12 protein-coding genes are annotated in these 17,173 nt (G+C 48.1%); 6 read left to right on the plus strand and 6 right to left on the minus strand.

What is annotated here, in order from left to right; all coding sequences use genetic code 11:
* Positions 1-20: 20 nt before the first annotated feature.
* A complete protein-coding gene (trhO, locus tag AC1DF0_RS03340) occupies positions 21-947 on the plus strand; it encodes an oxygen-dependent tRNA uridine(34) hydroxylase TrhO (protein WP_442050692.1) in 927 nt (308 codons plus the stop codon).
* 110 nt (positions 948-1,057) lie between these two features.
* Here the strand turns inward: trhO and AC1DF0_RS03345 are convergent, their stop codons facing one another.
* Positions 1,058-1,510 carry a hypothetical protein gene (locus AC1DF0_RS03345; protein WP_442050693.1) on the minus strand — a complete coding sequence of 151 codons (453 nt, stop codon included), beginning with the start codon at positions 1,508-1,510 and terminating at the stop codon, positions 1,058-1,060.
* 265 nt (positions 1,511-1,775) lie between these two features.
* Between AC1DF0_RS03345 and AC1DF0_RS03350 the strand changes: the two genes are divergently transcribed.
* From AC1DF0_RS03350 to AC1DF0_RS03370, 5 genes are all read left to right on the plus strand, one after another.
* The gene (locus AC1DF0_RS03350; RefSeq protein WP_442050694.1) at positions 1,776-2,732 is read left to right on the plus strand and encodes an ABC transporter permease; all 957 of its coding nucleotides are present in this window, start codon (positions 1,776-1,778) and stop codon (positions 2,730-2,732) included.
* A gap of 52 nt (positions 2,733-2,784) precedes the next feature.
* On the plus strand, positions 2,785-3,714 hold the full coding sequence (locus tag AC1DF0_RS03355) for a carbohydrate ABC transporter permease (protein WP_442050695.1): 930 nt from the start codon (positions 2,785-2,787) through the stop codon (positions 3,712-3,714).
* 95 nt (positions 3,715-3,809) lie between these two features.
* A complete protein-coding gene (locus AC1DF0_RS03360) occupies positions 3,810-5,324 on the plus strand; it encodes an ABC transporter substrate-binding protein (protein ID WP_477573061.1) in 1,515 nt (504 codons plus the stop codon).
* A 273-nt stretch (positions 5,325-5,597) separates the two neighbouring features.
* Positions 5,598-5,954, plus strand: a complete 357-nt coding sequence (locus AC1DF0_RS03365; protein WP_442050697.1) for a helix-turn-helix domain-containing protein — start codon at positions 5,598-5,600, stop codon at positions 5,952-5,954.
* 294 nt (positions 5,955-6,248) lie between these two features.
* The gene (locus AC1DF0_RS03370) at positions 6,249-8,588 is read left to right on the plus strand and encodes a golvesin C-terminal-like domain-containing protein (protein ID WP_477573062.1); all 2,340 of its coding nucleotides are present in this window, start codon (positions 6,249-6,251) and stop codon (positions 8,586-8,588) included.
* 78 nt (positions 8,589-8,666) lie between these two features.
* Here AC1DF0_RS03370 and AC1DF0_RS03375 read toward each other — a convergent pair whose 3' ends face one another.
* From AC1DF0_RS03375 to AC1DF0_RS03395, 5 genes are all read right to left on the minus strand, one after another.
* Complete coding sequence (locus tag AC1DF0_RS03375; protein WP_477573063.1) at positions 8,667-10,745, minus strand: hypothetical protein; 2,079 nt, start codon at positions 10,743-10,745, stop codon at positions 8,667-8,669.
* A gap of 13 nt (positions 10,746-10,758) precedes the next feature.
* Entirely contained in the window at positions 10,759-11,634 is an 876-nt protein-coding gene (locus tag AC1DF0_RS03380; RefSeq protein ID WP_477573064.1) for a carbohydrate ABC transporter permease, read from the minus strand.
* A complete protein-coding gene (locus AC1DF0_RS03385) occupies positions 11,631-12,557 on the minus strand; it encodes an ABC transporter permease (protein WP_477573130.1) in 927 nt (308 codons plus the stop codon). Before AC1DF0_RS03385 ends, AC1DF0_RS03380 begins: the two co-directional genes overlap by 4 nt.
* Before the next feature lie 222 nt (positions 12,558-12,779).
* Positions 12,780-14,300 carry an ABC transporter substrate-binding protein gene (locus AC1DF0_RS03390; RefSeq protein WP_477573065.1) on the minus strand — a complete coding sequence of 507 codons (1,521 nt, stop codon included), beginning with the start codon at positions 14,298-14,300 and terminating at the stop codon, positions 12,780-12,782.
* 188 nt (positions 14,301-14,488) lie between these two features.
* On the minus strand, positions 14,489-16,765 hold the full coding sequence (locus AC1DF0_RS03395) for an AraC family transcriptional regulator (RefSeq protein ID WP_477573066.1): 2,277 nt from the start codon (positions 16,763-16,765) through the stop codon (positions 14,489-14,491).
* Positions 16,766-17,173: the final 408 nt, after the last annotated feature.

The raw sequence follows: 17,173 nt of genomic DNA on the forward strand, positions 1-17,173 counted from the left end.
TTCCGATCTACGGATTGAAAATGGATAAGGAGTTATTTACTGTGGAAAACCAATATCGAATTTTATTATATTACAAATACGTAGCGGTACCCGATTATGAGCTGGTCGCGCAGGAACACCTTGATTATTGCAAGGAGCTAGGCGTCAAAGGCCGCATTCTAATCGCTTCCGAAGGGATTAACGGCACTCTCTCCGGTACGGTCGAGCAAACCGATGCTTATATGGCTTATATGAACAACCACCCGCTTTTTGCAGGAATGGTTTTTAAAATAGACGAAACGAATGAACATGCTTTTAAAAAGCTGTTCGTTCGCCCGAAGAAAGAGCTCGTTACGCTGCGATACGAAACACCGCTTGATCCCAATGTGAATAGCGGGAAGCGCCTGTCGCCGCAGCAATTCTACGAGCAGCTTCAGCGCGAGGACGTCGTAATCATTGACGGAAGAAATGACTACGAATACGATCTAGGCCATTTCCGCAATGCGATTCGTCCCGATGTGAAGTCGTTCAAGGATTTTCCCGAATGGATTCGGAACAACTTGCAGGATGCCAAAGATAAGACGATCCTGACTTATTGTACGGGCGGCATTCGGTGCGAGAAGCTAACCGGCGTGCTCCAAAATGAAGGGTTTAGCGACGTGGCGCAATTGGATGGCGGAATCGTTACTTACGGGAAAGACGCTGAGGTTCAAGGACGTTTGTTCGATGGGATGATGTATGTCTTCGACGAACGACTCTCTGTTCGCATAAATCAGACAGATGAACATACCACGGTCGGTAAGTGCCATCACTGCGGAAGTCTGACGGATACGATGATTAACTGCAAGGACGACACCTGTCACGACCAGCATCTTGTCTGCGACGACTGCCTGGAGAGCCATGAACAATATTGCTCCGAGGAATGCAAAGTTAATGATACGGCCGACCATTCGGCGCATGTTCAATAGCTTACCCATTATCAAGCATTTACAGTTATATAGCATGCTTATGAAACACGGAAGAGGGTGTCCCGACGGGACACCCTCTTCCGTGTTTCCATCTTCAAACAAGCAGAGCGTCAGTGCCCCCGCAGATCAAGATCACTTAACGGATAGTCGCTGCTGCCCCAGGTATAAACGATGTAGTAGTCGGTTAGTATTTGATCCGCCTTTAATGCCTTGAAGGTCAAGTCGCCATGGTCAATAACATCAATTTGCCTGCTCGTTTGCTTTTCGACGATGTAAAACCCATCCTTTTCGCGATACTTTGAAAAATAATGATCCAACTCTTCCAAAGCAAGTTCCGATTTAATTAAAATAGCTCCAAAAAACTGCATGCCATTTCCGTTACCCACCAATTTTCCGGCTGACGATATAGAATCCACGAGTTCGGTTTTGTCGGGCAAGGATACTCTTGTTAGCTCTTTTTTTACGGAATATGCAACATAATTATTCATAAATGGAATGGAGACAACCCCTAAAAAAAGAGCAACCACTATGATCGTAAACATAATTTTGGTCAACTTCTTCAAGTTTGCACCTCTTTCAAAATCTCTGACTAACCATACAGATAAGCTGTCATTATAAACGTTAGATATTTATAAATGTTTCAATTTATTGGTGTTTCATCCATTGTCCGCACCGAGGATACAAACGATTTTTGTGAGCGATTTCTCCAATCTAACGTTTGTTGACTATAGTATCAAGTTTGTTGTCTAGAAGCATCGAATCCTCCCAGTATACAATGAACGCAACAAGTGAAATAAAAGCAAGAATTCACCGGAAGGAGCGACAGACATGAGCCTTGCAGTTGAACGACAAGATAAAAGAAAGCGCTTACGAATTCGTTGGCGCAAGCAGGATACAGAACTCAGCCTGCTGGCATTGCCCACGACGATTTGGTACATCCTGTTTTGTTTCTTGCCTATGTTCGGGATCATTATCGCCTTCAAAAACTTTAGAATTAGCGGCGGTTTCTTGAGCAATGTGTTTAACAGTCCTTGGATAGGCCTCAAAAACTTTGAATTCTTGTTCAGGTCGAACGACGCTTGGATCATTATTCGAAACACCATCGGATACAACATCATTTTTATCGTATTAGGCATTGTGCTGCCCGTTCTGTTCGCTATTATGATCGGACTGCTACACAGCCGCAAGGCAAGCAAAGTCTACCAGACGATGATGTTCCTGCCTTACTTCCTTTCTTGGGTTGTCGTATCCGCCGTGGGCTGGGCATTCCTAAGCTTCGATAAAGGCATTCTCAATCAAATGCTCGTCAACGCGGGCGGGGATCCCGTTAACTGGTATATGGAGCCGGCATACTGGCCCTACTTCCTGATTCTTTTGAACATTTGGAAAAGCTTGGGCTATGGCATGGTCATTTATCTAGCCACCATCACAAGCCTTGACAGCACTTATTATGAAGCAGCCGTTATTGATGGAGCTTCGATCTGGCAGCAGACGAGATACATTACCTTGCCCATGCTCAAGCTCGTTATCGTCATGCTGTTCATTTTGGCGGTTGGACGTATATTTTACACCGATTTCGGCCTGTTCTATCAGGTCACGCGAGATTCCAATTCGCTGTTCAACGTTTCTACCACAATCGATGTCATGGTCTATAAACAACTGAAATCCGCTACGCTCGGGATGGCTGCCTCGGCTGCATTCGTGCAATCCATTCTCGGTTGCGCAACGATTCTAGCCGCTAATTGGATTGTCCGCAAAATCGATCCTGATAGCGCGATGATGTAAGCCTGTGCTTACGAAGTGTGTTTGCTGCGCAAACACTGAAGGGGGTATCGCATTGTCAACGAGAACGAATTACGAAACAGGGCTTGAAAAATTCAACCGTACCAGCAAACCCGTCGACATCCTTTTCAATCTGACTTTTATCATCTTGGCGCTGCTCTGCGTCATACCCGTCATTGTTGTTCTATCGATATCCTTTTCCAGTGAGAACTCCATACGGGAGACCGGATACCATTTGCTGCCGGTTGCTTTGTCAGGGGAGGCTTACGCCTATGTCATCAAGCAGGGTGCGATGATTCTGCGGGCGCTCGGCGTATCCGCTCTTGTAACCGTAGCCGGTACTGTGATCGGCGTGTTGCTTACTACCTCCATGGGTTATGTGCTTTCCCGTCCAAATTACAAGCTGAATGGCTTTCTGACTTGGGTCGTATTTATCCCGATGATATTCAACGGCGGTCTCGTATCCAGCTACTTCATCAATACCAATTTATTAGGACTCAAGGATAGCATCTGGGCACTAATTCTGCCTCTCGCCGTCTCGTCGTTCAACGTAATCATTTGCAAAACCTTCTTTAAAAGCACGATTCCCGACGGGCTGATCGAATCGGCTGAAATCGATGGCGCGAGCCAGCAGCGAATCTTTTTCTCCATCATTCTGCCGATTTCCTTGCCGGTCATTGCAACCATTGGACTATTCCTCTGCTTCTCTTATTGGAATGACTGGTTCCAATCGATGCTGTATATCAACGACCAGAACCTCTATTCCCTGCAGGCTCTGCTGAATAGCTTGATGAGCAATGTGGATGCGCTTGCCAAAAATGCCGCAAGCATGGGCGTCAGCTATGCCGTGCTTGTCGCAACGATGCCGAAGGAATCTGCCCGCATGGCCGTTGCCATTATCATTGTTCTGCCCGTAGCCTTCGCCTACCCGTTCTTCCAGAAATATTTCATTTCCGGACTAACGATCGGCGCCGTCAAGGGATGACCGCATTCACTTCATTGATAGGCCTCGATAGAGGATTTATCATAGATCACCGTCCAACGGTTACGGTGACACAACTTCAATAAGGGGGAAATGAAATGAAGAAATCTTGGAAGCTCATCTCTGCGCTTTGTATTCTCACCCTGCTGGTGACTGCCTTGGCCGCTTGCTCCGGCTCCAACTCACCAGCCTCCACAAACGAACCGAATGCAGCTACGAACACCCCAAAAGATAGCGAAGCGCCAAAGGATTCCGAGGAACCAAGCAAAGATATCCCGACGTTGGTCTGGTGGCTCATCGGCGGCCAAGTACCTAATAATTTCGACAAAGCCATCGAAGCGATGAATGCATACACGGCCGAAAAGATCGGTGTGAAAATCGACATCAAGGTAGCCAGCTGGGGCGAGTGGGATACCAAAATCAATACGATCGTGAATACGGGCGAACCGTTCGATATTATGTTCACCAACAGCGGCAAATACAGCAAGCAGGTGGCTATGGGCGCTTTTGCCGATATTACGGAACTGGTTCAAAGCGAAACGCCTGACCTATACAAGCTGATTCCTGAGAAGGTCTGGGACGGCACGAAAATCGGCGGTAAATATTACTCCGTTCCAACTTATAAGGATTCATCGCTAACGCAATATTGGGTGTACGATGATAAATACGTTCAGAAGTACAATATCGATATCAACAATATCAAAACGCTGCAGGATCTGGACCAACCTCTGCGCGCGATAAAGTCTGGCGAAGGCAAGAGCTTCTACCCATTGCCTATGACGCAAGGCGAAGGCTTGAACGGCTTCTTCAACAATTATGACGACTTAACGCTTGGCTTCTCTCCGATCGGCGTAAGAACCGACGATGATTCGCGCACGGTTGTCTCCGTTCTCGAGCAGCCCGACATCATGGCCGATCTGAAGCTCCTGCATGAGTGGTATCAGGACGGCATCATTAACCCTGATGCTCCGACGAAAACAGAGAACGACAAAGGCAGACCATTCTTTGCCGCTCAAGCATTCCCAGGCGCAGAGATAAGCTGGCAGATCAATGATGCTATCGAAAAGTATGATATGGTTCAGCACTTCGGACCTATTTATACAACGAGCACGATCCAAGGCTCTCTGAACGCGATTTCCGCGAATTCGAAATATAAGAAAGAAGCATTGAAGTACCTCGAATTGGTCAACACAGACCCTAAGCTGCGCAATATGCTGGCATTCGGGGAGCTTGACGTAGACTACAAAAATGTCGATGGCGAAAAGGTAATCGAGCGCACTTCCGACACTTGGCCGCTGGCTGCTTACTCCCAAGGTACATTCTTTAATCTTGCCGTTACCAAAGGCGCTCCTGTCGATCAATGGGACCAAGTTAAAAAGCTGAACGATGCAGCGACATCTTCCAATGTGCTAGGGTTCGCGCTGGACATCGGCAATCTTCAGACCGAAGTGGCGAATGTCCAAGCGGTATGGGATAAATACAAATATGAACTCATTACGGGCGCATCCGATCCGGAGAAAATGATTCCGAAGATTACTGCGGAACTAAAATCCGCCGGCATGGACACGATTATGAAAACCGCTCAAGAACAAATTAACAGCTACTTCAAGTAAGCAAAATAAATACTCCATCTCTCTATCCGGCTAGCCTTAATCCGAACCTTTATTTGGAAGCACCTCCGCTTCCGAATAAAGGTTCTTCGCCATTGTGCAGCGGCAACCCGCAGCCATTATCCATTCGATCGAAACTCGGTCCAGTCGCCTGGGCGGTACCCGCTTCCATGCCGCCATTATTTTCAGCTGGTCGCCTTTACGGAATCTATGGAAAGACGGGGAAAAGATTGATATACTGTTTTTGCATGCGTAAGTAGATATGGGGGCATGAATATGTTTGCGAAGCGACTGAAGCAGATGCGGAAGAAGAGGAAATTGACCATGCAGGAAGTGGCCGATTTTGTTGGCGTTGCCAAAAGCACCTATGCCGGCTATGAGTCGGGATACCGCCAGCCGACGATAGAGTCCATACAAACAATATCCCGAAAATTGCGTACGTCAGCTGATTATTTATTAGGTCTTACCGATTACTCCGAGCTACCGGCGGATGTTAACCATAATGCAAAAGAATACTTAAACGTTGAGCAGCTTCATTGGGACGGCGTCCCTCTGGAGAAGGACGATCTCGATCTTATTCGCAATCTGCTCGACCGCGTGCTTCGTGACCGGGCTTTAACCAAAGAAGAATAACTCCTCCTCGTGATACTAACGCAGTAAGATATCAGGTCAGTTAATGGTTAATCACACCATTAACTGACCTGTTTTTATATGCTGGACAGCTATCCCCGCCGCTGTGCCCCAATAACCGCGAAAGATTGTGGTAACAAATTGCCGCGGTGTGCATATAATTGTCGAGATGTATCGAATTTGCAATTTTTTGTATCCGCTTTCATAACTTCTGCTTGGGGATTCACCTTTTCTTCAGCTAGTTCCGTAGATGTCATTCTATTGGATGGTCATGTGCAAATAAGGAGGAATAATGGCATGAACAAATGGTTGAAACTCGTCACCTTGGCCGTTATGCTGCTTACGTACGATTCCTTTTACAACTTTTGGACGGCTCGTGCCGAGTCGGGATTCTCAGACTATATTACGCGCAGCGGAGATACGTTGATGGAAGGGGCATCCACGTTTCGTTTTATCGGAACCAATCAGCCTTTACTGAATAGAGCATGGACGGATCCGTCTGAAATCGAGGATGCGGTTCGCGCGGCAAGCAGCTCAGGAATTAATGTCATCCGCTTGTATCCGTTTGAAGTGTCAATGAGCAGCGATCCCTCAGGAACTTATCGTCATGTGATGGGACCTAACGAATATAATGAAAGCGCATTCAAGTTACTGGATAAAATTGTGCAAATGGCAAACCATTACGATGTTCGGCTAATCGTGCCTTTCGTCGATAAGTATACCTACATCGGAGGGATTGCCGATTGGTCGGCTTTCCGCGGGAAAACGGCGAATGATTTTTGGAGCGATGCGACCATAAAGCAGGACTTCAAAAATTTCATTAAATTTGTCGTTCAACGGACCAATACGTATACGGGTGTTCCTTACAAAAACGATAAAGCCATTTTGGCCTGGCAGCTGGGGAACGAACTTCCCTCCACGGATAGCTGGGTAAGCGAGATGGCCGCGTATGTGAAGAGCCTCGATTCCAACCATCTTGTAGCCGATGGAGGATATGTCCGCGCACAGGGAATAAGGACCAATGCGCTGAATGACAGCCATATCGATATTATTGTTCCGCACATTTACAGCTATCACAATGTCGACTTGGCTACAAAGCTCAATGAGTGGAGAAATAGCACCAAAGGAAAAAAAGCGCTGATCATTGGCGAATTCGGTGACTATTCCCCAGCGGATACGGAACAGCTGCTCGACATCGTTCAGAACAATGGAACATCAGGCGCCATGGTCTGGGGCAGCATGCATCATCACAAGATGGGCGGATGGCATTGGCCTCCGGTCGGAGAATGGTCCTATTTGCGTTATCCCGGTTTCGCAACCGGCGATTGGGCGAACGAAACGGCCATCATCGATCTGCTGCGCAAGTATGCCTACTCGATGAAAGGCTTGGCCGTTCCTCATTGGCCGGCACCCGATGCGCCCGTGATGTTCCCTGTCGATTCCGTTCATGCCCTCTCCTGGATGGGTGTCTCCGGGGCAAGCACTTATGACGTTGAACGTTCGACAAGTCCCTCCGGCCCATGGATAGCTGTAGGCAGCGATGTGACGGATGATATTACCATACCGCGTCATCATACGTTTACCGTACCGATCTTTGGCGATGCATCTGCCCAGGAAGGCACAAGCTATTACTATAGGGTGAAAGCGAAAAATGTGCACGGCACCTATTCCCCGTACTCCAACATCATCGGTCCAATTAAGGCGAAAAGCGGGGTCATCGTCGACGCAGAAAGCAGCGGCTATGCCGAGACGGGAACCTGGGGGACTAGTTCGCTGGGCGGCAGTTACGGCGGCAGCTCGCGTTACAGCAGTACAATTGGAAGTACGGCTACGTGGAGACCGAACTTCACGACGCCGGGATACTACAATGTGTACGTCCGGTACCCTTACCATCAGGGTTCAACGAAGTATGCTCAATATTCAATCTTTCACAATGGCGTGACGAATACCGTAACCATCAATCAGACGACCATAGCGGGCGGTCAGTGGCGCCTGATTGATACGGTATATTTTGCTGGCGGACCGGAAGAATATGTGAAGCTCACGACCGCTCAAGGCGGTTCCAACAGAGCCGATGCGGTCATGTTTGAACCGCAGAGCTTTGGCGACAGCTTTCAGAACAATAGTTCCGGCAGCCCGGTCCCTCTGAGCGGCAGCTGGTCTTTAACCAATGATGTCAGTCACGACAGCATTCCCCTAGACAATAAAGTGTTGAAACAATTGGACACAGGCATTGCCGAAACCGCGATCCATTCGACCTACTCCAACGCCACCATAACCGTAGCCTTAAAAGCGTATGACAATCATATGGCCAACGCTTCTACCGGCTTGGTTGCCCGGGCAAATTCAGATTTCTCCTACATGTACACCCTGCGCATCAATTATGATCTGAATAAAGTCCAATTGTACAAGAAACTGGGCAATAGTTGGACCAAGATCGGGGAAGCGAGCATGACAGCCACTCCAGGCACTTGGTATCTGCTTAAGCTGGAGATGAACGGAAGCTCATTGAAAGCCTATGTGGACGGCGTGAAAAAAATCAGCGTTAGCGACTCCAGCTTGACCAGCGGGTACATCGGTTTGCGGACGTTCGATCAGACGGCTGTTTTCGACAGCATCGTTGTTTCGACGAACTGATCTTATTACGTATCGCCAGCAAAATAAGCTGCCGGCGACGGCAGCTTATTTTCATCCCCTCATTTCTATAAAGGTTCTTTAATTCGCATGGATTGTTTCCAGCCCTGCATTAACGGTCTTCATGATATTGACCATATCCGTGTAAGGCTGATCCTGCTGATTTACCAAGCCTATATTGAAATTCTCGCTGTCTTTACGCCCGGTAACCGCTTGATCATAGTACGCAAACCAGCCCGATCCGACAAATAGCGGATGTGCCGTTTGGCTTTCGATGAACGTTTTGAAGGCCGTGCCTCTATCCGCTATACTGGCTGTTCTTGTAGCCGCATTGATGGGCGATAACCCGCGCTCGCTAGTGCTAAACGTATATTCCAGATTCAACAGCGGTTTTCCGAAAGCTTCATATCTGGAAAGCCAGCCCGCATCATTCGTATAATTATCTACGGAAAAAGCATCCACAAACTCCATGGCTGCCGAATCCCAATCCAGACTGGTACGCCAAGTGGGAACGATAGATGAACCTAAGAACAAATGGTTCGTATCATATTTTTCGATAATATTCCGGATCGTCTGGAAGTACGTTCTGGATGCCAGCTTGATATAGTCCGATACATCCGCAGCCGGAACGCTGGCGATCGCGATCGTCGTATTCTTTAATGCTTCAAATGATTCGGCGCTCGTGCCAAGGATCTGGTTGACGGCGGCAATGTCATTGTTATATCTTGGCGCAAGAAAATCCACAAAGGCGCCCTTCGCCGCAGAGGTCGAACCATACGTCAAAATCTCTTTTACGATATCGGTCGACCATCCGGCCTCGTTATCGTAAGTGTAGCCGATCAGCCACCGGTCATTCCTCGCCTCTTGAAGCTGTGCGCTCAAGGCGCTGTCGATAATGGATTCCGCCTGCGGATCGAACACGTCGTAAGTCCATTGAATCCTTTTCAAATTTGACGGATCTTGCAGAACCTCTATATGGGGAAACGTGACATTATTAGGTCTGGTCCACTTGCTAAAGGCATTAAACCCCCAATTGATCAACCGCTTCTTGGTGATTTCCTCCCACTTCGACTCATAGTTTCTGCCGTATTTTTTCATGACGTTGGCGACGACGAAGCTGACTCTTTCGCCATTTGAGTCATTGGCGTAAGCGGGAGCATAGACGCTCGGATCGGGAAGCTCCTCGAACACCTTTCGGGGAGTGCCGTCCGTCTTCCTATTCGGTGTTCCGTATCCCCACTCCCATATGCTTGTCGCATCCACGCCCTTTAAAATGAATTTATAGCCGTCCGGCGTAATAAACCACCACTTATTATCGATTTGTTCCAGTCGGAAAAATCCGGTGCTTTTGTATATTCCCCCGCTTTTAATCCCGCCGTACTGATCATATTTCCTTCGGTCCAGCGAAACTTTCGCCAGCGCTTTCGCCTCATTCGCATATTCCTGCCGCAATTGCGCGTCAGTTGCAACCTTTCCCGTCCACGTTTCATAAATCCACTGTCCGTATTTATCCACCATCATAGCGTCTTTCTTAAGCTCAGCCTGCATCTGCTCTACGGTGAAAGCAGCAGCCGGATTCTGCCCTTCATCGCCTGTGCCTTTATAAATTTGCACTTCCGTAAGCGGGATATGCTGATAAGAGTGCGACCGCTTCATATCGATGACAATAAACCTGGCCGTCTTGTTTTCCATCTGGATGTTGACCGAATAGTTCAAGGCGGTTCCTGATTTTACATGCTTGCCGGCAATATAGTAAAAATCCGGTGTAGCCTCGGAGCGGTATTTGACCGTAAATTCCTTAAACCCCCAATAGATGTTAGGCGAATTCATTACGATGTTTATGCTGTCCAGCGGGTAGTCCTTCTGCAGGTCGAACACCGCCTGCACCGTCCCTTTGGCGGTCGCGCTTCCCATCCATCCGGCGTAGGTCTTCGTTAAGCCGTCAAGAAGCACGCCGCCCTCCGATGATACCAAGCCGGTTGCGCCATTGTCCGGAGAATTGCCTGCATTCGGGGCAGGGCTGTAGTAATAGTTTCCGGTCTTGAGCAGCGTAGCTTCCGCGAGCGCTCCTCCGGCAGGGATGAACGACGACAACAGCAGGATGACTAGAAACAGTCTAAAAGCATCACCTCGATACCCTCGATACCATTTGCTCTTCATTAACCTCCACCCCTTATCCCTTAATGGCTCCGATCGTCATCCCCTTGATAAAATAGCGCTGCAGAAACGGATATAGGAAAATGATCGGCCCAATCGTAATAACAACCGTCGAAAGCTGAACGCCTGTCGCCGAAACGGGAATATTGACATTCGCATTCAAGTAATCCAGATTCTCCGAATTGGAAACGATTCTTCGCAGCATCATCTGCAGCGGATGATTTTGCGGATCGTCGATAAACATCAGCGCGTTAAACCAGTCGTTCCAATAGGAAAGCGCATAGAAAAGGGCAATCGTCGCAATAACCGGCATGGAAACCGGCCAGATGATCCGGAAGAAGATATACAGCTCATGCGCGCCGTCCACGGTTGCCGCCTCATTCAATTCAAAGGGTAGCGTGCGGAAATACGATGTCATCAAGAAAGCGTTGAAGGCGGAGAACAAGAGCGGCAGCAGCAGCGCGAGCAGTGAATCCCGCAGGTTCAGCCAGTTGGAAATGAGCAAATAATAGCCGACCAGACCTGGTGGGAACAGCATCGTGAAATAAATGTAGAAGGAAAGGACATACCGGTATTTCACCTTCGGATGGGCTGCAACATAGGAGAACACGGAGGTCATAAGCACGGCTGCGATAGTGCCGGCAACCGTAACGAAAATGGAAACGAAACTGCTGTAGTACACCTGGCTGCCCTGGAATAAGAAGCGGTAGGAATCAAACGTAAATTCCGTAGGGAACATTTGAAACCCCTTGACAATCTGACTCTCCGCCGTGAACGATCCCATATACATAAGCCAGAAGGGAATAAAGCAAATCAGGGCGAAAGTGCCAATGCACAGATAAGCCGCTGCGGACACGGCGAGCTGCGAAGTATCCCGCTGTGTCATTCTCATACCATCACTCCCTTTCTAGAACAGCTTCGAATCGTTATCGACCCGGCGGACAACCAATTGAAGAACAAAATGGTGATCAGCCCCATAACCGACTGGAATAAGGCGACTGCCGCGGCATTGCTGTAGCTGTTCATATTCGTGGACCTCAAGGACCGGTACGTATACGTATCGATCACATCCGTAGAATCGAAGAGCAGCGAATTGTCTCCGATGATGCCGTAAATTAAGCCGAAATCGCCGTAAAAGATACGTCCCAGCGAGAGAAGCGTCAGCACGATAATGGTCGGCCTCAGGAGCGGTAACGTAATGTACCAAATCTGCTGCCACCGCTTGGCGCCGTCGATTTTAGCGCTTTCATAATATTCCTCGGAGAACCCGGTCAAAGTTGCAAGATAAATAATCGATCCCCACCCTGCACCCTTCCATACGAATATGATCGTGAGCAGCCAAGGCCAAACTTCCGGCGTTTGAAACCAGGAGATCATCTGAAACCCGAATTCCTTCAGCAAGCGATTAATCATGCCGTCCTGCCCGTTAAAGAAATTCATGACCATCAGATTAACGACGATAATGGAAATAAAATGCGGCAGAATGACAAGCGATTGCGTCACCTTTTTGATAAAGGAATGATGAATTTCATTCAGCAGCAGCGCAATGCATAAGGAGCATACAGTACCCGAAACAATGAACAGAAGATTCAAGTAAATCGTATTCAACGTTACGCCCAGCCAATCCGGACCGGTGAAAAAAAACGTCAGATTGTCGAGGCCCACCCATTCGCTTCCCCAGAGCCCCTTTGCCGGTACAAACTGCTTGAAGGCCAATATATGAGCGGACATCGGCAAATAAGAAAAAATAAAAACATACACAATGACGGGAAGCGACATCGCGTAAAGCCATTTGTTCTTCTTCAGCTCCTGCACAATTGCCAACTCAAGCTCTCCTTTCCATTCTTCTGTACTTGCAATATTACGCATGCGCGATGCCGTACGTATAGTCTTGTATTTATCAATAGGTATGAACGGCAACACCCTGTGAAGGTTCGATTTCTATCACTCGCGAAAAGTACGGAATTTACCGCTCAGCACGCAATATAGAAAAAAAGCCGGCTGCCTTGCTTCAAGGCCGCCGGCTTCTTGGATTACTTACTTGTTCTTGCCAGCCAGATATTCATCCAGCTGCTTCTGATAATCCGCTTGGACTTTCTTCACATTGTCATAGGCCTTTTCCTTAAACTTGGCCAGACCCTCGCTTGGTTCCACCAGCCCCATCACGATCGGATTATAAAACTCCACGCCCGCATTGCTGAGTTGTGCCACTTCATTGGCTACCGGGCTAGGATTGAAGGTGAAGCCCGTCAGAATATCCGTTGCGAAGTTACTGGGTTCCCTCTGCCACTTATTCAGCGCAATGACATCTTCAGGCAGGCTGGCATCGATTCGATCCAGCTTCGGATTCCAGCCCCATGCGAAAGGAACGCCCGCATAAGGGTTATCTTTGATCGGTTTATAAAGACCTTCGCCCGCATCTTCCCAGTTCTTTCCCTTTATACCGTAGGCAAGCAGATCGTAATTATCCTTCTGGTTCAGCCAATTAAGGAATTGAATCGCGCGTTCTTTGTTCTTACTGACCACCGGAACGGCAATAAAGTTGCCCGCTTTGTAGGTCGAGCTCAGCTTCATGCCGGAGTCGTATAAGGAGAAGGTTTCGGCAGAAGCTCCCGGAACCGATTGTTCAAGCGCCGTGCGGGTATTCAGATTGACGCCGAAATCGAAAAACGTGGAAACAGCCGCCTTTCCTTTGGCAAATTCCGCATTTTTGAGCGTAAGGGCGTCTTTGGCCAAAATTCCGTCCTGATACAGCTTGCGATATTGCTCGAAATTTTTCATAATCATCGGGTCCATGTTATCGATAATATTATAGACCTTTCCGTCGTTCCCCTTGGTGTACAGTCCGGGATAGTTCAATACGGCTGCAAGATTGGCCTCCGGATCAAGCATGTTTGCAAGCCTCAAGCCGATATGTTCCGTACCGTTAGGAATGAACGGAGTGATTTCCGGAACCTTCTCTTTCACCAAATACATAAATTCGATCAACTCGTCATAGCTTTTGATCGGTTCGACACTGAGCTGCTCCCGAATGTCCTTGCGAATGACGAACGTCCATGGGCGTATGAAATTCACTTCAAGCGGAACCGCATACAATTGGCCGTTTACCTTATTGGCTTCCATCAGCTCCGCAGAGCGATTGGCCTTGATATCGGGCCCGTATTTCTCGATCAATTCGTCCAGCGGTTCATAGAGGCCGGCGGCCATATTTTGCACCGGATTATTGTCCCAGATCAGATCGTAGTCTTCCGCGGAGGATAATGCAACTTGACGTTTCTGAAGAACGTCCGTCCATGGGATATACACGACGTTCAGCTTCACATTAAGCGTACCCGCCAGCCGGTTCTCCATCTCCGCCTTGACTTCATCCCAGTCCGCCGGCGGATCGCCGGGGAACATGATCTTCAAGGTAACCGGATTCAATTGGCCTTCCTCGGAAACCTGCGGCGATTCGCCTGTTTCCGAAGGGGCCGGCCCATTCGAACGGCAGCCGGCCAATATTACTGTCAGGATTAGCGATACGACCATTAACAAGAACCCGCTTCTTCTTAACTTCATGGCTTAACCCCTCCTGCTTGATGATCATCCGGGCGGCGGCCGCAACGATTTCCGTCTATCCGCGCATCCCGCTTCTGTCTGATCATACTCGGGTTGTTCTGCTTCCGTACAGTCCGGTATCTACCAATGGGTACGAAAGTCGGTAAAGGGCAAGTATCCATTTTCCAACAACTGTGAGGTACGGATTTCTACGCCTTGCCTTGCGTATTTTCAGTACGGTATTGGTTCGGCGTCATTCCGGTTGCCCGTTTGAACAGGGAATAGAAGGTGCTCTTAGTCTGAAAACCGGACTGTTCCGTTATGTCGGCTACCGTCCAATCGGTCGTTGTAAGCAGCTTGATCGCGTACTCGATCCGTTGGTTTGTAATATAGTCGGATAATGAGCACTCCAAACGCTCTTTGAAGATTTGCCGGGCATAGTTTACGGATATGGACACATGAGTGGCAATGTCGTCCACCGAAAGCATCGGATTGTGAAGATGGCTGCGCACATATTCGATCATTTCGGCGGCTACCTCGTCCTTTCGGCTCGAAGGATTTTTCTTGCGGTGCTGGTCCATGATCTGCTGCAGCTCCCCGTACAGCCACGAGTTCACTTCTCCAATGGTTGCGAATTGCTCCAGGAAAGTATGGATGCTCTTCATTCCTTGGAACGTCTTATAGTTTTTGAAGCTTTTCATAATCGAATAAATAATATGAGTCAGCTGCATCTTGCATTCCTCGTAGCTTAGCGCCTGCATTTGTAAGGTAAGTTCATCCAAGTAACTCTTTAATGCCTTATCGTTCTTAAGGTGAACGGAATAAATCACCTGCTTCAGCAAGTCTTCATCCAGCTTGCTGTCTTTGCCCAGCTGATACCGCTCCAGATCTTCGGAGGTGAATACCCGATCCTCGTTATAAATGAATCCGATCAAAGTGAGTTCGTACATCCGGGTATAAACGGTGTGCACATTGTCTTCCATATGAAGCGCGGAGCTGACAGCCGCATGCAATTCCAGCTTCAGCCACCGCCTGATCTGAGCTCTTACCTCCTCCATCGCTGCGATGACCGGCGCCGTATCTTCCCCCGAAGAGGGCGAAGAAATAAGCGCCACGAGGTGATCCGAGCTGAAATCGACCGTTTCAGCGGCAAACCCATGATTCGCAAGCACTTCGACCATAATATTGCCCAGTGCATAGCGGAGCAATTTTCGCGATGCGAAATCGTAACATTCCTTGAACCGACCATATGACTCCAGCCGTACGACCGCCATGCGGAAAGAGCCCGTCTGGAGGATTTTCGTTTCACTTCTAATAAACGCTTCGACGGGTCCGGAAGCTTTCGAATTGAGAATCCATTGACGCAAGAAATCCTCCTTCACCAAAGCTTTGCTGCTCTTGATCGACAAGTCCAATTGCTCGATCTGCTCGACCAGCAGATGGAAGCCGGAATGAATCCACTCAATCTCATTATTGGCATTGGCTGTCTGCGCCATCGGATGTTTCTTGCCGAGCTTGCTTTGCAATTGAAAGGCCAAATCGCTAATGGGCTTCAAGCTGCGGTAGGATTGCCAGAACAAGAACAACAGCAAAGCGATCAGCAGAATGATCGAGGATCCGATAATTTCCATCCGGATCTTGGTTATTTTCGCTTGCCACAGAGAGATCGGCGACAAATGATAAACCTTCCATCCTTCTATAGGAAGCTGGGCCGTCTGAATAGACCAGGTTTCATTGCCGGACTCCCATTTCCAGCCCTGTTCTGCCGCCTCCGGCGTATCCGTCCCCATGAGATCTTCCGTCAACGCGGCATTCGTATTGCCCAGAATGAACTCCTTATTTTTGCCTTCAATAAAAACTTTGTTCTGATCTTCCTCCGATATTTGCAGCATGTGCTCATTCAGCAGCGGCTTGCTGAACAGAATCGCCACGAATCCATAATAGTTCTGATTAGGCCCGGCTGCCGGCACGACAAGCGCTAGATGCGATTCGCCCTCCACCTCATGGTTGACAAACTGCAGATACGGCGTTTTCTGACTCTTAATGTAATTCAGCATCGCCTGATCATAGAAATCTTGTATTGTATAAATACTTGAGTCTGAAGTATAGATTTCGCCGAGATTGAGGTTAACTAAATAAATATCGTCTATGAAAGGCTCGCTGCTCCTAAACTCCCTTACGCTTTCGGCCGCTTTATTTAACGCCAGGGGGGAATAATCATTTTCATCCATGTTGACCCACATTGCGATATTTTCATCCGAATAAATTCTGAGTGTAAATTGACGCAGCTTCTGCAAAGTAAATTCCGAGGTTTTCACAACCTGGTGCATTTTCTCTTGGTTCGACTTATTGATTTCATCCATTGCGCTTTGAGCGAACTGCCGGCTCAGGAACATGGTGAACACCAGGGTCAGCAAGCTTACTGCTAGGCAAGAGTATAGAAAAATGCTGAAATATGTCTTCTTCGGCTTGATCCGGCTCCACATTGGCATCCCCCCTGCTATTCGCGTTAGAGCAGTACTCCCAACTTGTCCAGTATGAAATTTATTATAGAAGTCCGGATTTTATTACATGTAACCTAATTGGTGACCAATCAACGAACAAACTCTAGCGGACACAGATGACCTTTATTGGATAAAAATAGCCTCTTTTCATTTCTAACGGACAGAGATGACGCTAAGATCGCTAATTTATGCATATAAAGCCTCTCCTTTTAGAATAAGGGTCACTTTTGTCCGTAAAATGATCAAACAAGCAATTTTGGGACAGTTAGCGACGTTTAGGTCCGTTACACTTACATGCGTCATCGCTGTTTGTTAATTGGTCAGCCGTAGAAAAAAAAGGGTACGCAGAACTCAGAAATCGCCATAGAGGATCACAGCGTACGCTGTGAT

The sequence above is a fragment of the Paenibacillus sp. 05T425 genome, from assembly GCF_056396205.1.